This is a genomic window from Bradyrhizobium sp. 139, from assembly GCF_023074175.1.
GTDB lineage: Bacteria > Pseudomonadota > Alphaproteobacteria > Rhizobiales > Xanthobacteraceae > Bradyrhizobium.
Genome location: NZ_JADPKS010000008.1, coordinates 334,319 through 354,170, shown reverse-complemented (window position 1 = coordinate 354,170; position 19,852 = coordinate 334,319). Strand labels below are relative to the sequence as shown.

The 19,852-nt window shown below is 65.0% G+C and carries 16 protein-coding genes and 1 pseudogene; 5 read left to right on the top strand and 12 right to left on the bottom strand.

Annotation, left to right across the window (positions count from 1 at the left end):
* The first annotated feature begins 248 nt into the window (after positions 1-248).
* Genes IVA80_RS02600 through IVA80_RS02590 form a run of 3 tightly spaced genes read left to right on the top strand, consistent with a single transcriptional unit; the run spans position 249 to position 5,333 of the window.
* Positions 249-929 (top strand): response regulator transcription factor, encoded by a 681-nt coding sequence (locus tag IVA80_RS02600; RefSeq protein WP_247425343.1) that lies wholly within the window; start codon positions 249-251, stop codon positions 927-929.
* Positions 913-2,367: an ATP-binding protein gene (locus IVA80_RS02595; protein WP_247425341.1), complete on the top strand. Its 1,455-nt coding sequence runs from the start codon at positions 913-915 to the stop codon at positions 2,365-2,367. Before IVA80_RS02600 ends, IVA80_RS02595 begins: the two co-directional genes overlap by 17 nt.
* On the top strand, positions 2,364-5,333 hold the full coding sequence (locus IVA80_RS02590; RefSeq protein ID WP_247425339.1) for a bifunctional [glutamine synthetase] adenylyltransferase/[glutamine synthetase]-adenylyl-L-tyrosine phosphorylase: 2,970 nt from the start codon (positions 2,364-2,366) through the stop codon (positions 5,331-5,333). Before IVA80_RS02595 ends, IVA80_RS02590 begins: the two co-directional genes overlap by 4 nt.
* On the opposite strand, the pseudogene IVA80_RS02585 reads toward IVA80_RS02590, so the two are convergent.
* Positions 5,308-5,465, bottom strand: a pseudogene (locus tag IVA80_RS02585) (formate dehydrogenase subunit delta); the annotation flags it as partial. The gene IVA80_RS02590 and the pseudogene IVA80_RS02585 sit on opposite strands and share 26 nt — an antisense overlap.
* A 301-nt stretch (positions 5,466-5,766) precedes the next feature.
* Between IVA80_RS02585 and IVA80_RS02580 the strand changes: the two are divergent.
* A complete protein-coding gene (locus tag IVA80_RS02580) occupies positions 5,767-6,660 on the top strand; it encodes a LysR family transcriptional regulator (protein ID WP_247425337.1) in 894 nt (297 codons plus the stop codon).
* Between the two features lie 3 nt (positions 6,661-6,663).
* Here the strand turns inward: IVA80_RS02580 and IVA80_RS02575 are convergent, their stop codons facing one another.
* From IVA80_RS02575 to oxlT (IVA80_RS02530), 10 genes are all read right to left on the bottom strand, one after another.
* On the bottom strand, positions 6,664-8,994 hold the full coding sequence (locus IVA80_RS02575; protein WP_247425336.1) for a PAS domain-containing sensor histidine kinase: 2,331 nt from the start codon (positions 8,992-8,994) through the stop codon (positions 6,664-6,666).
* A 225-nt stretch (positions 8,995-9,219) separates the two neighbouring features.
* Positions 9,220-10,593 carry a cation-efflux pump gene (locus IVA80_RS02570; RefSeq protein WP_247425334.1) on the bottom strand — a complete coding sequence of 458 codons (1,374 nt, stop codon included), beginning with the start codon at positions 10,591-10,593 and terminating at the stop codon, positions 9,220-9,222.
* Between the two features lie 220 nt (positions 10,594-10,813).
* Positions 10,814-11,782 carry a zinc-binding dehydrogenase gene (locus tag IVA80_RS02565; RefSeq protein ID WP_247425332.1) on the bottom strand — a complete coding sequence of 323 codons (969 nt, stop codon included), beginning with the start codon at positions 11,780-11,782 and terminating at the stop codon, positions 10,814-10,816.
* Positions 11,783-11,807: 25 nt separating this feature from the next.
* Positions 11,808-12,803 (bottom strand): nitronate monooxygenase family protein, encoded by a 996-nt coding sequence (locus tag IVA80_RS02560; RefSeq protein WP_247425330.1) that lies wholly within the window; start codon positions 12,801-12,803, stop codon positions 11,808-11,810.
* 257 nt (positions 12,804-13,060) lie between these two features.
* Entirely contained in the window at positions 13,061-13,711 is a 651-nt protein-coding gene (locus tag IVA80_RS02555) for a hypothetical protein (RefSeq protein WP_247425328.1), read from the bottom strand.
* A gap of 59 nt (positions 13,712-13,770) precedes the next feature.
* Positions 13,771-13,974: a hypothetical protein gene (locus IVA80_RS02550; protein ID WP_247425326.1), complete on the bottom strand. Its 204-nt coding sequence runs from the start codon at positions 13,972-13,974 to the stop codon at positions 13,771-13,773.
* Between the two features lie 201 nt (positions 13,975-14,175).
* A complete protein-coding gene (locus tag IVA80_RS02545) occupies positions 14,176-14,961 on the bottom strand; it encodes a fumarylacetoacetate hydrolase family protein (RefSeq protein WP_247425324.1) in 786 nt (261 codons plus the stop codon).
* On the bottom strand, positions 14,958-15,977 hold the full coding sequence (locus IVA80_RS02540) for a 2-dehydropantoate 2-reductase (protein ID WP_247425322.1): 1,020 nt from the start codon (positions 15,975-15,977) through the stop codon (positions 14,958-14,960). Before IVA80_RS02540 ends, IVA80_RS02545 begins: the two co-directional genes overlap by 4 nt.
* 227 nt (positions 15,978-16,204) lie before the next feature.
* Complete coding sequence (locus IVA80_RS02535; protein WP_247425320.1) at positions 16,205-16,630, bottom strand: CBS domain-containing protein; 426 nt, start codon at positions 16,628-16,630, stop codon at positions 16,205-16,207.
* A gap of 188 nt (positions 16,631-16,818) precedes the next feature.
* Positions 16,819-18,141: an oxalate/formate MFS antiporter gene (gene oxlT, locus IVA80_RS02530; RefSeq protein ID WP_247425318.1), complete on the bottom strand. Its 1,323-nt coding sequence runs from the start codon at positions 18,139-18,141 to the stop codon at positions 16,819-16,821.
* On the opposite strand from oxlT (IVA80_RS02530), the gene IVA80_RS02525 reads away from it, so the two are divergent.
* Positions 18,128-18,385 carry a hypothetical protein gene (locus IVA80_RS02525; protein ID WP_247425317.1) on the top strand — a complete coding sequence of 86 codons (258 nt, stop codon included), beginning with the start codon at positions 18,128-18,130 and terminating at the stop codon, positions 18,383-18,385. The genes oxlT (IVA80_RS02530) and IVA80_RS02525 overlap by 14 nt on opposite strands.
* A gap of 19 nt (positions 18,386-18,404) precedes the next feature.
* Here the strand turns inward: IVA80_RS02525 and oxlT (IVA80_RS02520) are convergent, their stop codons facing one another.
* Positions 18,405-19,691, bottom strand: coding sequence for an oxalate/formate MFS antiporter (oxlT, locus tag IVA80_RS02520; protein ID WP_247425315.1), 1,287 nt, complete (start codon positions 19,689-19,691; stop codon positions 18,405-18,407).
* Positions 19,692-19,852 lie beyond the last annotated feature (161 nt).

The following is a 19,852-nucleotide window of genomic DNA, read 5'->3' as shown; positions in this document are numbered from 1 at the left end:
GGTGTCGCCGGCATCAGTCGCCCCCGCCGACGGCGCCCTTCGGGAGAGCAGCGTGACGTTCGCTTTCCCTGCCTACCTTCCGGTGGAATTACGCCCCCCTCCGTCGGAAGGCTCAGGGCGGTGAGGTCCCCCCAGCCTCACCGCCCACCTTTTTCTCGATCCGAGATCCCCCCGCTCGGCTTGCATGCGATTGCCGCTCGCGCCATGTTTAGAGAAGGTTGACCTCCTTGACCGCCGCCGAACGCACGATGCGCCTCCTCATCATCGAAGACGACCGCGAATCCGCCGACTATCTCGTGAAGGCGTTTCGCGAAGTCGGACACATTGCCGACCACGCCAGCGATGGCGAGGAAGGCCTCGCCATGGCCGAGAACGGCGATTACGACGTGCTGGTGGTCGACCGCATGCTGCCCAAGCGCGACGGCCTGTCGCTGATCGGCGCCCTGCGCGACAAGGACGATTCGACGCCGGTGCTGATTCTCTCGGCCCTCGGGCAGGTCGACGATCGCATCAAGGGCCTGCGCGCCGGCGGCGACGATTATCTGCCAAAACCGTATTCCTTTGCCGAGCTGCTGGCCCGGGTCGAGGTGCTTTCACGCCGCCGCGGCGGTCCGGCCGAGGACACGCTCTACCGCGTCGGCGATCTCGAGCTCGACCGGCTCTCCCATCGCGTCGCCCGCGGCAAGGACGAGCTGACGCTCCAGCCGCGCGAATTCCGTTTGCTCGAATACCTCATGAAGCATGCCGGCCAGGTGGTGACCCGCACCATGCTGCTGGAGAACGTCTGGGACTACCATTTCGATCCACAGACCAACGTGATCGACGTGCACATTTCGCGGCTGCGCTCCAAGATCGACAAGGGATTCGAGCGGCCGCTGCTGCACACGATCCGCGGCGCCGGATACATGATCCGTGACGGCATTCGGTAAACTCGTCCGCACCACGGCATTCCGGCTGACGCTGGTCTATCTGTTTCTGTTTGGGATCTTCGCGGCCTCGCTTCTAGGCTATTTCGCCTGGAATACGCGGCGGCTGATCACCGAGGAAATCACCCAGACGGTCAATGCCGAGACCTCGGAGATCAACGAGATCTACGGCCTCCGCGGCTTGGTCGGACTCGTGCGCGCGATCGAGTACAGGGCGCTGCGGCCGGGCGCCAATCTCTACCTCGTGACCACGCCGACGGGCCAGGCGATCGCCGGCAATGTCGGCTCGCTGGCGCCTGGGGTGATGGCGACGCGGGGCTGGTCGGAGACGGCCTACAAGCGGATCGAGGACGCGGACGAGCGCAACCATCGCGCGCTGGTGCGCGTCACCGAACTTGAAAACGGTTTCCGGCTCCTGATCGGCCGCGACCTCGACGAGCGGCGGCGCCTGTTCGGCATCGTGGCGAAGGCGGCGCAATGGTCGATCCTGATCGTCGTGGTGCTTGGCCTCGGCGGCGGCATCTTCGTGGCACGCAGGGTCTTGAGGCGCATCGATGCGATGTCCGGCACGGCGCATCGCATCATGACCGGCGATCTCAGCGAGCGCCTGCCCGTGGGGCGCAGCGGCGACGAGCTCGACCGCCTCGCCGAGAACCTCAACGCCATGCTGGAGCGGATCGAGGCGCTGATGGCAGGGCTCAAGGAAGTCTCCGACAACATCGCCCATGACCTCAAGACGCCGCTGACGCGGCTCCGCAACCGCGCCGAGGAAGCGCTGGCGAAATCGGGCTGCGAGGCTGACTACCGTGCGGCGCTGGAACGGACCATCGAGGAATCCGACGGTCTGATCCGCACCTTCAACGCGCTTCTGATGATCGCGCGCGCGGAGTCGGGCCAGGCGCGCGGCAACATGGATGATTTCGACGCCGCAGACGTCGCCAACGGCATCCACGAGCTCTACGAGCCGTTGGCCGAAGACGACGGCATGACGCTGAAGGTGAGAGCCGAGCCGACGCCGGTTCATGCCAACCGCGAGCTGATCAGCCAGGCGCTCGCCAATCTCGTCGAGAATGCGATCAAATACGGCAAGCCGGTCGCGCAGACGGGGGGAACCGTGGTCAGCATGGACAGCCGCCAGATCACGATCGAGGCGAAGCGCGAGGGCGATCAGGTGCTGCTCAGCGTCACCGATCGCGGCCCTGGTATCCCGGAAGCCGATCGCAAGCATGTCGTCGAGCGATTTGTGCGGCTCGAAGCCAGCCGCACCCTGCCAGGCTCCGGCCTCGGGCTCAGCCTCGCTGCTGCGGTTGCGACATTGCATGGCGGAGAATTGCGGCTGGGTGATGCCCAGCCCGGCCTCGTCGCCACACTGGTGCTCCCGGCGCGTGCCGGCGACAGGGTTGCTCCTCCAATGCAGGATGTGCCACAGAAGGTGGCATGAACCACTCCGCGCCGGGAAACGCGGACAAGCATGGTGAGGGTCTGGCTGCGCGCTTCGCGGAGGCTCCCCATATTGCCGCTTCCACAACCGAAGAACGACGCCTTGAACATTGGCTGGCTGGGCTCGAGCCGGTACAATCAGCCCGTCTCGAAGCCCTGCTGGTTCATCCCTTCGCGCGGGATATTTTGGCCGGCATCGCGGAGTTCTCGCCCTACCTGTTTGAATTGGTGCGCGCCGACGCGCCGCGCCTGATCCGGCTGCTCGAATGCGATCCGGACGCGCATCTGGCCACGCTCATCGCGGAGGCGGGGGACGCGACGCTGGTGGCGACCGACGAGGCCGAGGTGATGCGGCTGCTTCGCAGGATGAAGGCGGAAGCGGCGCTTCTCACCGCGCTGTGCGATATCGGTGGCGTCTGGCCGGTGATGCGGGTGACGGCGGCGCTGACTGATGTCGCGGTATCCTCGGTGCAGGCGGCGCTCCGGTACCAGCTGCGGCAGGAAGCCGCACGTGGAAAAATCCTGCCGCCCAATCCCGAAGCTCCGGAAGAGGGCTGCGGCCTGATCGTGCTCGCGATGGGCAAGATGGGGGCGGGCGAGCTGAATTATTCCAGCGACATCGACCTCATCGTGTTCTTCGACCCTGATGCCACGACGCTCGCGCCCGACATCGAGCCGCAACCGTTCTTCGTCCGGGTGACGCAGGGCATAGCGCGCATTCTCCAGCAGCGTACCTATGACGGCTACGTCTTCCGCGTCGACCTGCGCCTGCGTCCCGACCCGTCCTCGACGCAAGTGGCGATATCGCGGGATGCTGCGCTGAACTACTACGAGCGGGAAGGACGCACCTGGGAGCGTGCCGCGATGATCAAGGCGCGTGCCTGCGCCGGCGATGCCCGGGCGGGCGAGGCGCTGCTCGCCGAAATCGCGCCCTTCGTCTGGCGCAAGCATCTCGACTTTGCCGCGCTTGCCGACGTCCACGACATGAAGCGGCAGATGCAGACCTATCGCGGCCAGAGCGAGATCTCGGTCGAGGGTCATAACGTCAAGGTCGGGCGTGGCGGCATTCGCGAGATCGAATTTTTCGCGCAAACGCAGCAGTTGGTCGCCGGCGGTCGCCATCCGGAGTTGCGGGTGCGGCCGACGCTCGCCGCGCTCGATATTCTAGCCTCCAGCAACTGGATCACCTTTGCCGCGCGCGACGAACTGAGCACGGCATATGAATTCCTGCGGCGGGTCGAACACCGTCTCCAGATGATCGCCGATGAGCAGACCCATGCGCTGCCCGAGGACAAGGAGGCGGTCGAGCGCTTTGCGCGCTTCTTCGGCTATCCGGATCGCGAAGCCTTTGCGCGTGACCTGTTGCGGCAGCTCCGGATCGTGCAGGGACACTACGAAAAACTGTTCGAGGGCGATGATCCGACCGGCACGGCAAAACTGCCGGCGCTCGACTACAGTGCAGGTCCCGACGATCCGCGCCTGCTGCAATATTTGACGACGCTCGGCTTCAAGAAGCCGGCCGCACTCGCGCAGACCATACGCGACTGGATCACCGGCGACTACCGCGTGTTCCGCAATGACCAGACACGAAGCGCTTTCGTCGAGTTCGTGCCGGCCCTGATCGACGGCCTCGCGCGTGCCGAGGAGCCGGATCGCGCCGTCGTGGCGTTCGATCATTTCCTTGGAGCACTCCAGCTTGGCGGCCGGCTGATCACACTGCTCGGCCAGAACCGCGATCTCGTCGCGCTCGTGGCGCTGGTGCTGGGCGCGGCCCCGCGGCTCGGCGAGATGCTGGCGCGGAAGCCGCAGCTCATGGACGGCCTGATCGATCCGAGATTCTTCGGCGCGATGCCGGACAAGCAGGAATTGTCGGCGCGATTGGCCGCGACGGTCCGCGACGCCGACTCCTATGAGGAATTTCTCGATCGTCTTCGCCTGTTCGGGCAGGAGAGTCTGTTTCTGATCGGCACGCGCATTCTCTCCGGCACCGTCTCGGCGCAGCAGGCGAGCACGGCTTTCGCCGATGTCGCCGAAGGCACCGTCCACACCGTGCACGATCTCGTCGCCGAACGCTTCTCCGCCCAACACGGACGCATCAAGGATCAGGAGACCGCGATCATCGCGATGGGCCGGCTCGGCAGCCGCGAGATGACGGCATCGTCCGACCTCGACCTGATCCTGCTCTACGATTTCGACAGCGACAATCCGGATTCCGACGGGCCAAGAACGCTTCAGGGCGCACACTATTTCGCGCGCTTCACCCAGCGCCTGATCAGCGCTTTCACCACGCGCACCAATTACGGCGTGCTCTACGAGATCGACATGCGGCTGCGCCCGTCGGGACGCGCCGGTCCGGTGGCGTCGAGCCTCGTCTCATTCGCGGACTACCAGGCCAACGAGGCCTGGACCTGGGAGCACATGGCCCTGACCCGCGCACGCGTGGTGTCGGCTTCGGATGAATTCCGCGAGCGTATCGAGCGCATCATCCGCGATGTCCTGACCCGTCGCCGCGACTGCGCGACCATCGCCAACGACGTCGCCGACATGCGGCGCGCAATCGCGCAGGAGAAGGGCGAGAGCGACCATTGGGATCTCAAATATGCCGCCGGCGGCATGGTCGATATCGACTTCATCGCGCAATATCTCCAACTCGTGCACGCCCACGACAAGCCGGAGATTCTCGACGTTGGCACCATGCAGGTGCTGGAAAATGCATGTAGGCTCGGCGTGCTCGCGCAATCGGAGACCGAGATATTGCGCGCTGCGGCGCGGCTCTATCACGACCTGACGCAAATCCTGCGGCTCTGCGTCAGCGATCGCTTCAAGCCGGACACCGCCGGCACCGATCTTCACCGTGTGATGGCGCGCGCCGGCGATGCGCCCGACTTCTCGTCGCTGGAGGCGCGCGTGAAGGAAACGCAGAGCGAGGTGAGGCGCGTATTTACAGCGCTGCTGGAAGGGAAATAGTCTGCTGCAGCAGGTGAGAGCCTCGCGCACGCTCGGCTCCAGCCCCGCGCCGCCCGCGTCGAGATGGGCGAAGATCGCGCGCTTCATCCGGGGATCCCAGAACTTCTTGATGTGCTCGGCAATCCCCGGCACAGTCCCGAGATGTGGCGGTAGCCGGGCAGCTCGTGCGGGAATGAGCCCATGTCGCAGGAGCCTTGAACGTTGTTCTGGCCGCGCAGCGGATTCACGCCGACGCCGGGACGGCCGATATTGCCGGTCGCCATTGCGAGGTTGCGTCAAGGGCCGCTTCGCGTGGAATTCTGATCGATCCGTCAGCGCAATCGACCGAGATGAATTCGCAATCAACGCTCTTCCGCCGGGCGGTTTTTGCGTGTTGGGACGGATGGGGCGTGCTAGCTTGCATGCCACCACAGAAATCCGAGGGGACGCGCGGTTGCTCGACAAGCTTGAACTGCTGCTGGCGCTGGCGAAGGAGCGGCATTTTGGACGCGCGGCAGAAGTCTGCGGCGTGACGCAGCCAACGATGTCGACCGGGCTCAAGCAGCTCGAGGAGATCCTCGGCGTGATGCTGGTCCAGCGCGGCTCCCGCTTCCAGGGTTTTACCCCCGAGGGCGAGCGGGCGCTGGATTGGGCGCGTCGCATCGTCGGCGATGCCCGCGCCATGCGCGACGAGATCAACGGGCTCAAGCACAAGCTCTCAGGCGAGATCCGCATCGCGGCGATCCCAACCGTGCTCGGCATGGTCGCTTCCCTGACGACGCCGTTCCGCGCCCGGCATCCCGAGGTGCGCTTCCGCATCCAGTCCACCACCTCATCCGAGGTGCTGGGGCTGCTCGAAAATCTCGAGGTCGATGCGGGGCTGACCTATATCGAGAACGAGCCGATCGGCAAGGTGCGCACCATTCCGCTCTACAACGAGAGCTATCGCCTGCTGACCGCGCCGGATGCAATGTTCGGCGATCGCGAGACGGTGACGTGGAAGGAGGTCGGGCAGGTGCCGCTGTGCCTGCTCACGCCCGACATGCAGAACCGCCGCATCATCGACCGCGCCCTGCGCTCGGTCGGCGCGGAGGCGACGCCGACCTTGACCTCGAACTCGCTGCTGGTGCTGTTCACGCATGTGAAGACGGGGCGCTGGGCGAGCGTGATGCCGGCCAAGCTTGCCGAGACGCTCGGTCTGTCCGATACGGTGCGCTCGATCCCGATCATCGATCCCGACGTCAATTACAGCATCGGCATGGTGATCCCGCAGCGCGATCCGATGACGCCGCTGATTGCGGCGCTGGTCAATGTCGCGCGGGAAGTTGCCCCGTCACTGCAATTGTAGGGTTCAAGCCGCAGCCGATATCCCGGCTGCCGCCTTGATCGCATCGCGTGGCAGCGTCACGCGGACGACGGTGCCCAAGTCGATTTTCGAGCGCAGCCGCATCGAGCCGCCATGCAGCTGCGCCAGTGATCGCGCGATCGCAAGTCCAAGTCCCGAGCCATGATAGGTCTTGGTGAGCTGGCTCTCGACCTGCTCGAAGGGGTGGCCGAGCCGCGCCAGCGAATGCGGCGCGATCCCGATGCCGGTGTCGGCGATCATCAGCACGATCCGGTCGTCGAGCTGCCGGCTGCGCACCACGATCCGTCCGCCGTCGGGCGTGAACTTCACCGCGTTGGAGAGCAGGTTGACGATGATCTGCTTGGTGGCGCGGCGATCGGCGACGACGGAGATCGATGTCTCGATGTCGGCATCGAGCGTCAGGTTCTTGTCCTGCGCCCGGCCGGTGACGACACGCAGGGATTCGGCCAGCGTCTGTGCGAGGTCGAGCTCTTCCATGTCGAGCTTCATGCGGCCGGCCTCGATCTTGGACATATCGAGGATGTCGTTGATGACTTCGAGCAGGTAATGGCCGCTGGTCAGGATGTCTTGGCAATATTCCTGGTACTTCTCCGAGCCGAGCTCGCCGAACATGCCCGAGCCCATGATCTCGGAGAAGCCGATGATAGCGTTGAGCGGCGTGCGCAGCTCGTGGCTCATATTGGCGAGGAATTTCGACTTGGTCTGGTTGGCTTCCTCGGCGCGGGTCTTCTCGCGCTGATACTTCTCGGCGAGATCGGCGAGCTCGTTGGTCTGGCGCTCGAGTGCGGCCTGGGAGCGCTTCAGGTCGATGACGGTGGCGCGCAGGCGCAGATCGTTGTCGACCAGCTTCTGCTCGTGCTCCTTGATGCGGGTGATGTCGGTGCCGACCGAGACGTAGCCGCCGTCCTTGGTGCGGCGCTCGCTGATGTGCAGCCAGCTGCCGTCGTCGAGCTGCGCCTCGAAGGTGCGCGCGCCCGGACCCTGGCTGGCCGTCTCGTTGTGGCGGGTGCGCACCTCCGGCATGCGGCCGACTTCGAGCACGGTCTCGTAGGAGGTACCGGGGATGACGGCGCTGTCGGGCAGCTTGTGCAGGCGCTGGAAGTGCGAGTTGCAGAGCACGAGGCGGTCGCTGGCATCCCACAACACGAAGGCCTCCGGAATGGTCTCGATCGCGTCGCGCAGGCGCAGATCGGCTTCCACCGTCCGCTCGGCGAGGCTCTTCTGCTCGGTGATGTCGACCGCGATGCCGATCAGGTGGACGCTGGAATCGGTCGCGCCGCGCGTCTTTTCGCAGCGGACCCGGAGCCAGATCCAGTGGCCGTCCACATGCTGCATGCGGAAGGTCTGGTCGATGTGGTCGATCTTCTCGGAGATGAGCTGGTCGGCGATCTCGAACAGGTCAATGTCGTCGGACTTCACCAGCGCGTTGACCTCGCCGAAGGTGAGGAGCTCGTGACGGCCGTCGAGACCGAGCATCGAAAACATCGACTGCGACCAGAAGATCCGGCCGCGCGACAGATCCCAGTCCCACAGCCCGCAGCGGCCGCGGTTGAGCGCGGTGTCGATGCGGCCGCGCACGGCGTCGTTGATGAGGTCGCCCTCGCGGGCGCGGGTCGACTGCCAGTGAAAGGCGAAGCCGAGGATCAGGACGACGAAGCCGGTGGTCGCCGACAGCGTCACCGAGAGCGCGGCGTCCGAGCCCCAGATCGGCTCGTTGCGCTCCTGGATCACGGTGACGAGGCCCGGCAGCGACTTGATCTGCCGCGAGGTCGCCATCGCGGCGTTGCCGTTCGGCAGCGTCATGTCGGAGACGTCGTTGTCGCGCGGCGGCGCCGCGAGCAACTGCGCCGTCGTGATCGCATCGAGCAGGCGATCGTTGCCGGCGGGGTCGCTGTCGATGGGAATGCGGGCGAGGATGCGGCGGTCGATTCCGGTCGAGGTGACGACCACGTGGCGGCCGGAGGCCGTGCCCCAGGACGGGATGAGATCGGGCAGCAGCGTCGGCAGGTTCTCGATGTTCTTGAGCCGCTCCTGCCGTGAGGAGATGAGACGGTCGATGCGCTCGGCGAGCAGGTCGGCAAGCGCCGAGATGTCGTGGCGGATCACCAGCCGCTTCTGGCGCGTCTGATCGACGACCTGCACGAACGCGCCGAGGCAGATCGTGATCAGGAACGCGATGATAAGCGTCGGCACGGCGCGGCGCAGCGCCGGCTCCGCGATCAGGAGCCGATGATAGGCAGGTTTCGCGATCGATTGCGCCAATCCCTTGATCGAATCGGATTGGACACACGCGTCCGCGGCGTCTGCACGCGCCATGCCTTCGGCCCCCTGGAAACTCTGCTGCGACGAGATTCGAAAGCAGCCCCACATCGCTTTCGAATCAAGCCGATTTGAATCCAGTTTTCGCGGGCTGTCGAGAGTCAACGAATCGTTAACGCGAAATTATTCTTATCCAACGCGCACTTTGCGCGTCGTTCGTCCGCAAACTTACTTGCGCGGCGAGTCCGAAACGAGAACGTGTGACTCCTCGCACATTCTGGATCACGCGCGCGGCGGCTCGGCGTGACTGATGACGCGCTTCACGCTTGGGAACGCGCGGCGCAGCGCGCGCTCGATCGCGTCGACATGCTCGTGCACCTTGACCACGCTCATCGAGGGCGCGGCACGGCAGTGGAAATTGACGACCTCGCCGGCCTCGGTGTTGCGGACGCGAACGTTGTGGATGTCGTGGATCTCACTGCCGCCCGCGAACCCGGCCAGAGCCGCTGCAATGACCTGCACCCGTTCCGGCGCGGCGTCGACGCCGAACGGCAGTTCCGGTTCGAGCGGCTCGATATGGACGTCGACCTCGACGTCCTCGCCGAACTCCTCCTGGATGTTGCGCTCCAGTGTGTTGGCGACGTCATGGGCGGCGTCGAGCTGCATCCCGGCGTCGACCTCGAGGTCGATGCCGACGATCAGCTTGGCGCCGAGGTCGTGCACTGTGACGTGGTGGATGGCGAGGCCCGAATTGTGCGCGATGACCATGATCCGGTCGCGCACGGTCTCGTTGTCGCGCGCGACGGGGACGGCGGTGAAGGTAAGGTCGGCCTCGCTGAATGCTTTGTCGACGGCCGCCTGCGCCGTGCGCTTGATCTCCTCGACGCGGTCGATCGGATAGGTCCGCGGCACCTTTGCGATGGTGTCGATGAACGTGGTCGCTCCCACCATGCGCACCCGCAGCCTTTCGACGTCGATCACGCCGGGCACGCCAAGGATCGCGGCGGTGGCCTTTTCCTGCGCCCCTTCCGGCGCGCGGTCGACCAGCGTCTGCACGGTCGAGCCCGCCATGCGCAGGCCGAGCAGGGCGATCATCACGGCGACGGCGGCGGCGGCGGCGGCGTCGCCCCACCAGAAGCCGAGGGCGGCGAGGATCAGGCCCACGATCACCGCGGATGAGCCCATCACGTCGGTGGCGAAATGCAGCGCGTCGGCGGCGAGGGCCTGGCTGCGCGTTTCCTGGGCGGCGCGGTGCAGGGCGCGGGCACGCCACAGGTTTACGAGGATGTCGATCACCAGCACCACGAACGGCACGGCCGAGATCGTCGGCGGCGGGGTTCCCTCGCGCAGGCGGCTGTAGGATTCGACCAGAATGCCGCCCGCGAGCACGTAGAGCAGGGCGGTGACGCCTAGCGCGGAGATGCTCTCCAGCTTGCCGTGGCCGTAATGATGCTCCTCGTCCGCCGGCTTGTCGGACACCCGCACCACCGCCCAGGTGATGATGGTCGCGACCAGGTCGATCGAGGAATGCAGGGCTTCGGAGATCAGTGCGAGCGAGCCGATCGCGATCCCGACCGCGAACTTGGCCGCTGCCATGCCGCCGCTGGCGAAGATCGAGATCGCTGCGACCGAGGTTTTGTTGTGCTGGGAGGTCATGGCGGGGATTTAGCAGCCCATGGGTGAACATCAAGCGATGATCCACAGGGGTAGTCGCTAGTGATTTGCAGGAGCGGGAGCCACCAACTCCGTCATGCCCCGGGCTTGTCCCGGGCATCCACGTTCTTCTGCGCGAGGGGTAAAGACGTGGATGGCCGGGTCAAGCCCAACCACGACGAGAGGAGAGAGCGTCGCTCCGCTCTTGCCCAGCCGCCATCCCTCACACAGTCACGACAATCTTGCCGAGATGCTGGTTCGCCTCCATGTGCGCGAACGCCTGATCGATGTCGTCGAACGCGTACACCTTGTCGATCGGCAGCTGCAGCTTGCGTGACTCGACCGCGCCCCAGACGTCCTTGCGGACCTCGTCGAAGATCTCGCGGACCTCATCGATGGTGCGGGTACGGAAGGTGACGCCGACATAGTCGATGCGGCGCGCGGCATGCAGGTCGAAGTTGAAATCGGCATGGGTGCCGCCGAGCCGGCCGACATTGACGATGCGGCCCTTGATCCGGGTGGCGGCGAGGTTCTGGTTGGCGACCTTGCCCGAGACCTGGTCGACGATGAGGTCGACGCCTTCGCCGTTCGTCGCCTTCAGCACCTCGTCGACCCATTTGGGGTCGGAGGAGTCGACGGCAAGGTCGGCGCCGTACTCCTTCAGCCGGCCGCGGCGGTAGGCATCGGTCGACGAGCCGATGACGAGCTTGGCGCCCTTGAGCTTGGCGATCTGCATCGCCATCAGTCCGACGCCGGAGCTTGCACCCTGGATCAATACCGCCTGGCCGGCCTGCAAGCCGCCGACGGTGACGACGGCATTGTGCATGGTCGCGAGCGCGACGGGGAGGCTGGCGGCCTCCTCGAAGTTCATGTTCGAGGGCGCGCGGAACAGCCGGCCGTGGTCGGCCAGCGTATATTCCGCGAACGCCGCGGCGCCCGAGCCCATGATGCGGTCGCCGACTTTCACGCCTTTCGCGTCCGGCCCGAGTTCGGCGACCTCGCCAGCCCATTCCATGCCGAGCACGGTGCCGACGCCGCCGGCCGCGCCATGGGCGTGGCCCTTGCGCATGCCGGTGTCGGCGCGGTTGAGCCCGCAGGCGCGGACGCGAACCAGCACCTGCGTGCCTTCAGGCTTTGGTTGAGCGACGTCGGAAATCTGAGCGCCGTCAGGGCTGTAGACATAGGCCTTCATGAATTACTCTCGCTTCTTGCAGTGATTATTCCGCGGCTTGCGCGTTTGGATGAGCGATCATGCCTTCGAGCCGGCTTCTGATGATCGCTTCGGCCTCGCGTACGATGCGTGAGACGAGCTCGGCGCAGCTCGGGATGTCCTGGATCAGACCCTGCACCTGACCGGCCGACCAGATCCCTTCGTCCGAGTTGCCTGATACATAGACCATCTTGCCGCGGGCGCCCGCGACGAGCTCGCGGATGTCCTCGAACTTGGCGCCTTCCTTCTCCATCGCGACGACCTTGGTCGAAATCTCGTTCCTGGCGACGCGGGAGGTGTTGCGCATGGTGCGGAAGATCAGCTCGGTCTCGCGCTCGTCATTGGCGACGATCTTCTCCTTGATGAGCTGGTGGATCGGGCTTTCCCTGGTCGCCATGAAACGGGTGCCCATGTTGATGCCCTCGGCGCCGAGTGCCAGCGCGGCGACGAGGCCGCGGGCGTCGGCAAAGCCGCCCGAAGCGATGATCGGGATCCTGACCTTGTTGGCGGCGGCCGGGATCAGGATCAGGCCGGGGGTGTCGTCCTCGCCGGGATGTCCGGCGCATTCGAACCCGTCGATCGAGATGGCGTCGACGCCCATGCGCTCGGCCGAGAGTGCGTGGCGGACGCTGGTGCATTTGTGCACGACCTTGACGCCGTGCTTCCTGAACTCGTCGACATGCTCCTGCGGCTTGTTGCCGGCGGTCTCGACCACCGTGATGCCGCTCTCGATGATGGCGGCGCGGTATTCGGCGTAGGGCGGCGGCTTGATCGCGGGCAGGATGGTGAGGTTGACGCCGAACGGCTTGTCGGTGAGGTCGCGGCAGCGTGCGATCTCCTTGCTCAGGTCTTCCGGCGTCGGCTGGGTCAGCGCCGTGATGAAGCCGAGTGCGCCGGCATTCGCGACCGCTGCGACCAGTTCGGCGCGTCCGACCCACTGCATGCCGCCCTGGACGATCGGGTGCTCGACGCCGACGAGCTTCGTAAACCGTGTCTGCAACATGACCTGTTTCCCCCGCCTGCGTGGCGCTCCGTTATCGGTTGATGCCGGCAGGATGCCGCCCGGGTCGGGAAAAGTCTATTGCGGGGGGTGTGCGGTAAGGGCGGGGCGATCATGCGAGCGGTGGGGGTGATTCCGCGGAGCGGATAATTGAGGCGGTTGGCGCCGGGACGACGTTGGGGACGGCATGCCCCGCTGTTCCAACACCGTCATTGCGAGCGAAGCGTGCTGCGCTCGCAATGACGACTGAGCCTGGCGGGCTACTCCGCCGACAGCCGTACCATCTGGCGGCCGCCGTTCATGTCCTTGAGGCTGTTGACGAAGTTTTCCGGGCGCTGCCAGCGGTTGGGGACCTTCAATCCCATGAACTCGGCGATGTCGCCGATGAAGCCGGTGCAGTTGGTGGTCTCGGCGTTCCAGACCGGCGAGCTTGCCTGCAATTTCTTGATGTAGGCGAACACACGCTTGGCGTCGGCTTCGCTCAGATAGACGCGGTAGCTCGCGGTCAGATAGTCCGGATCGAGATCGCCGTAGCTCGCGCCGGTTTCGGATGGCACCCAGGTGAGGTGACCGAGCACATAAGCCCAAGTGTCGCCGGCGGGCGTCAGGCCCGCGACTTCGACGGCGCGCTCGCTGGTCTTGCCGTACCAGACGAACGCATGGCCCCAGCTCGCCGCCGTCCGCGCGCGGAAGTCGACGTAGTAGGGACCTTTCTCAACGCGCGCGACGGGGCGCCGCGTCGATTGCGGCGCCGGTCGCGATGCGGTGTCGGTCGAAACAAGCGCATTCGCGTCGGCAACGCGCTTGTTCGCTTCGTGGGCCGAAGCCGATGGCATCGTGCACGCGATCATCGCCGCAAGGGCGAATCCCGCGAGGATGCAGGATCCCGATCGATCAGGTTTGTTGCTCACGCTGTGCCCCTCGACTGTCGGCCGCTTACGCAGATCCCTGCGTGTATTGTCGTTGCGCGTCAGTAGCGCGCAGCGACCGGGCCGGGCGCCTTGCCGATCGGGGCCTTTCCAACCGGGCTCTTGCCAATCGGCATCTTCCCGATCGGCGCCTGCTCCGCCGGATAGGCGGGAACGGGCTGGCGGCGCGGCAGATCCGCAGCGTTCGCAGCCGTCACCAGAGCAAGCGTAGCACCCACGACAAATACAATCTTCTTCACAGTCATACCCCTGAAGGTTTGGTCCAAACACGGCAGTGCCGTGCCCCCAGACACGCCTCACAGAAGGGCGGCGGAATGCGTCCAAGTTGCGGCACGCGCGGGACATGTTGGCGGCATATGTCGGACGCGCGCAGATGTGATGTGTCTGAACTTTTCGGAGCCGCGTGATGCCGGCGAGTTGCGGCATGCAGCATTTGCAGCCGGCCGCTACAGCCGAAACTCGTTGGTCAGCTCGCCGATGCCGTCGATCGCGACCGTCACGGTATTCACCGGCTCCTTCATTACGCCGACGCCGACCGAGGTGCCGACGGCGATGAGGTCGCCGGGGAGCAGCGTCATGTCGTGGGAGATCCTGCTGACCAGCTCCTGCGCGGTGAAGATCATGTCCGATATCGGATAGTTCTGCCGCTCCGCGCCGTTGAGGATGGTCCGCACTGTGAGCCTGGCCGGATCGAGGCCGGTTGCGATCACTGGGCCGAACGGGCCGTAATCGTCGATGCCCTTGGCGCGGGCCCATTGCGGGAAAGTGGGATCGCTGGTCAGGATGTCGTTGGCGGTGATGTCGTTGACGCAGGTGTAGCCGAAGATGAAGCTGTCGGCCTCCGCCGGCGAGATGCGGGCGCAGGCCTTGCCGATGACGATGCCGAGCTCGCCTTCATAGGTGGTCTTGCCGTCGTAATAAGAGGGACGGCGGATCACCGCGCCCGGCGTCGTGATGCTGGTGGTGGCCTTCAGCAGATAGAGCGGCTCCGGCGGCTCGGGCTGGTTCAGCTTGGCGGCGAGCGCGTGGAAATTATTCCAGAGCGCGACGATCTTGCTGGGTGCGCAGGGTGCGAGCAGCTCGACCTCCGACAGGGGCAGCGTCTTGCCGGTGGCCGCATTGCGGCCGAACATCTCGCCCTCATGCAAGCTGATGCTTGACGACGTCAGCGTGCCGAAACCTGTCGTACCGGCATGGCGGTAGCGCAGCCATTTTTTCACCTCGGCCATCACGCCACCGCCAGTGCGCGGGGATCTGATGACGTCGAGACGCCGTCATAGAGGCCGGCGATGCGGGCGCGCTGGGTCACCATCGCCAGCACCGAGTCCAGCGCGGGTGTCGCGATTCCGGTGAGGCGGCCCATCTCCTGCACCACGGTGACGAGCGGGTCGATTTCCATCGGGCGGCCGCGCTCGAGATCCTGCAACATCGAGGTCTTGTGCGCGCCGACCTTGCGGGCGCCTTCGATGCGGCGCTCGACGTCGACGCGGAATTTGACGCCGAAGGTTTCGGCGATCGCCTGCGTCTCCACCATGATCGCGCGCGACAGCGCGCGCGTGGACGGATCGGTGCAGATCACGTCGAGCGTTGCGTGGGTGAGCGCGCTGATCGGGTTGAAGCAGACATTGCCCCAGAGCTTCAGCCAGATCTCGTCGCGGATGCGGTCGAGCACCGGCGCTTTCAGCCCGGCTGCGACGAACAGATCGGCGAGCCGCTGCACGTCCGACGTAATCTCGCCGGAGGGCTCGCCGAGCGGAAAATTGTTGCCGTAGACGTGACGGATCACGCCGGGCGCCTCGATCTCGGTGGCGGGATAGACGATGCAGCCGATGGCGCGCTCGGCGCCGATCTCCCGCCACTGCCGTCCGCCGGGGTCGATGCTCTCCAGCGTCGAGTTCTCGTATTGGCCGCCGTGCTTGTAGAAGTACCAATAGGGGATGCCGTTGACGGCGGTGACGATGCGGGTGTGCGGCCCGAGCAGCGGCTGCATCTTCTCGATCACGCCGGTGATCGAATGCGCCTTCAGCGTGATGATGATGTAGTCCTGCACGCCGAGCTCGGCGGGATCGTCGGTGCAACGGGGAAAGACCGTGTGCTTCTCCTGGCCCGCGAGCAGCGTCAGTCCGCGCTCGCGCATCGCGGCAAGGTGAGCGCCGCGTGCGACCAGGCTGAGATCGGCGCCAGCACGCGCGAGTTGAACCCCGAGGTATCCGCCGATCGCGCCGGCGCCGTAGATACAGATCTTCATGAAATCCTCGCGGGAGCAATTGGCAAGTTGGCTTGATCGATCGTGCCACGGGCTGGCTGCACCTCTCCCGCTTGCGGGAGAGGTCGGCGTGCTCGAAGAGCGCGGCGGGTGAGGGTTCTATCCTCTTGGGGAGTCTCCCTAGCGGAGACACCCTCTCCCCAACCCTCTCCCGCAAGCGGGAGAGGGAGCGCGGTCTTTCCGTGGTTGCAGTTCAGGAAGCGAGATAGCTAGGCCGCTTGCGGCGTCGAGTTGGTCGCCTCGTCAACGGCAGCGGCGATGTCGCGCATGCTGATGACGGAGACGAGGCTGTAATCGTCGATCACCGGCAGGTGCCGGATGTGATTGCGGTTCATCAGGTGCCGGACGTGCTCGATCGTGTCGGTCGAGGTGCAGGAGATGAGCTGCTGCACCGAGACGAGCTGCGAGACCTTGACGTTGACGGCGCCCGCGCCGTGCTCGGCGACGGCGCGCACGACGTCGCGCTCGGTGAACATGCCGACCGCGGTGTTGCCCTCGGAGCGGACCACGTCCTTGACCACCAGCGCGCTGATGTTGTTGGCGCGCATCAGCTTGGCGGCGATACCCACCGTTTCGTTCATTCGTACCGTAACAACGCGCGGCGTCTTCTTGCGCAGAATGTCTCCGACCAGCATTGCAACCTCCCTGGGTGAAATGATGGTCAAGTGTGGTATACATAATGCCAACCGTCAAGCACTCGATTTGGCTGATCCGAAAAATCTTGCGGCAGGAATACTGACGTTTGCCGTCGAAATAGAAGTCCAGGCAAAAGAAAGGGGCGCATCGCTGCGCCCCTTCTCAACTGCGTCAAGGCGTGTGGTCGCTACGCCGTCTCGGCCTTGGCGCTGCCCGTTGCGGCGTCGGCGCTCTCGGCTTCCTTGCCGAGGATGAAGGAGCGGCGCAGCGGCTTGATCACGAACAGCGCCGTCAGCGCCGCCGTCGCGTTCAGCGCCACCGCGACCACGAACACGGCCTTCCAGCCGTACGTTGCCGAGATCACGCTCGCGAGCGGGACGAGCAGGGAGGCGGTGCCCTTCGCGGTGTAGAGCATGCCGTTGTTGGTGGTCGCGTATTTCGAGCCGAAGGTGTCGCCGCAGGTGGCGGGGAACAGCGAGTAGATCTCGCCGAACACGCCGAAGTACACCGCGGTCGCGAGCACGAACACCATCGGGACGTGGCCGTAGGCCGACAGCGTCAAGAGCATCAAGGCCGCCGTGCCGAACGCGATGAACATGGTGTGCTCGCGGCCGATCGTGTCGGAGACAAAGCCGAAGAACGGACGTCCGAAGCCGTCGAAGATTCGGTCGAGCGAGATCGCAAATGTCAGCGCCGCCATCTGGAAGCCGGCGAGCGTGACCGGCGTGTCGGCGATCTTGAAGTCGTGCGCGATCGGCGCGATCTGCGCCGCAGTCATCAGGCCGCCGGAGGCGACCATGACGAAAACGAGGTACATCACCCAGAAAATAGGCGCGCGCAGCACTTGCGGCGGGGTGAAGTCGATCTTGGTCTGCGGCAGGTTGAGCTGCCTCTTCTTCGGCGGGATCGAGATCCGCGGCGGCTGGATGAAGAAGGCGAGCACGAACACGACCACGCCCTGGCCGATGCCGAAGGTCAGGAACGCGTGCTGATAGCCGCTCGCTGCGATCATGGCGGCGATAGGCACCACGGTGAGCGCGGCGCCCGCGCCGAATCCTGCGGCGGTCGCGCCGGCGGCGAGGCCGCGGCGATCAGGAAACCACTTTAGCGCATTGCCGACGCAGGTGCCGTAAACCGCTCCTGCGCCCATGCCGCCGACGACGGCAGCCGCGTAGAGCAGGGTGAGTGAGTCAGCGTAGGAGTTGAGCACCCAGGACAGCGCGATCATCACGCCGCCGAACATGACGACGATGCGCGGACCGTATTTGTCGACGAACCACGCCTCGATTGGCACCAGCCAGGTCTCGGTGACGACGAAGATCGTGAAAGCGAGCTGGATCGCTGCGCGGCCCCAATGATACTTGGCGTCGATCGGATCGACGAACAGCGTCCAGCCATATTGCAGATTGGCGATCATCGCCATGCAGACGATGCCCATGCCGAGCTGGAGCCAACGGAAACCTGTGCGAAGAGGCGCGGCTGTGACAGCGCCATCCGTGCTGGAAATCATCAACAACCTCCCAAGGCGCCTGATTTGTCACGACCTTGGATTGCAAGATGACCCATTGTCGCAAATGTTGTGGCTTATCGTCGCAAGCGCGGCGGGGAGATTGGTATACGATATTCCAGAAGGCAAGCGCAATCTTGTGACGCAACGCAAGAAAAGTGCGCGGTTCCGTCCTGGGGCAGCGATAGCCCAGGAGGGTCTGCAAAAACGAAAACGCCCGGCCGTGAGGCCGGGCGTCGTTGCTTGAACGCGTTGTGTGAAGCGCGTCAGGCCATCGACTTTGCGACCACGACCTTGCGCCAGGGCTTGAGCACCGCGATCGCCAGCAGCGAAGCCAGGATGTTGGCGCCGGCCGCGATGATGAACACGCTGTCCCAGGTTCCCGACGATTGCTGCATGTAGTTGGCGATCGGGACGAGCAGCGCGGCGGTGCCCTTTGCGGTGTAGAGCAGGCCCGCATTGGTGGTCGCGAACTTCGCGCCGAACGTGTCGGTGCAGGTCGAGGGGAACAGCGAGTAGATCTCGCCCCAGGCGAAGAACACGAAGCCCGACAGCAGCACGAACCAGATCGGGTCGTGGCCCCAGAGGTAGAGCATCCAGATGCCAAAACCTTCCATGCCGAAGGCGATGAACATCGTGTTCTCGCGGCCGATCATGTCGGAGATCCAGCCGAAGAACGGACGCGTCAGGCCGTTGAGCACGCGGTCGATCGTGGCTGCGAAGGTTACGGCGGTCATCGTCACCGCCATCAGCGTCACCGGAACGCTGTCGACCTTCCAGTCGACCGCGATCGGCTTCAGGTTGGCCGTCACCATCAGGCCGCCGGCGCCGACGATCACGAACATGAAGTACATCAGCCAGAAGATCGGCTGACGCAGCACCTCGGTCGGCTGGTAGTTGCGCCGCGTCTGCGCGAGCGCGGCATTCACCACCACGCTCGGCACCTGGCCGGGCTTCGGCGCAAACAGGAAGAAGGCGAGGATGCAGATGATGATGCCTTGTCCGAGGCCGAAATAAAGGAAGGTGGTCTGGAATCCACTGTCCTTGATCATGGCCTGGATCGGCGCGACGGTGAGCGCGGAGCCCGCACCGAAGCCCGCGGCCGTGATGCCCGCGGCGAGGCCGCGCTTGTCGGGAAACCATTTCAGCGCATTGCCGACGCAGGTGCCATAGACGCCGCCCGCGCCGATGCCTGCGATGATCATGCCCAGATAGAAGCCGTTGAGCGTCGTCGCTTGCGCGTTGATCGCCCAGCCGATGGCGCAGAGCAGGCCGCCGATCAGCACGACGATGCGCGGACCGTATTTGTCGACGAACCATCCTTCGACGGGCACCAGCCAGGTCTCGAACAAGACAAATAGCGTAAATGCCCACTGGATCGAGGCACGGTCCCAGCCAAACTTCTTCTGGATGTCGGGGACGAAGAACGTCCAGCCGTATTGATAATTGGCGATCATCACCATCGCCGCTACACCGACCGCCAATTGCGTCCAGCGATACGTGTCGCTAACGCGCGCGGCTGTAGGGGCCGTTGCTTGCACCATGTCCGTCATAAAGCCTCCCGTGGGCGCCTCTCATTTTTCTGCGAGCGCTGGAACGGCATTCTTGTATGCATTATGCCAAGCTACAAGCGCTGGTCCGGCCACCGTGCGCAAATGCCGCAGGCCCTTCCCGGTTGCGGCTGTGACTCGGGACAGCACAAGTAGAAATGGCC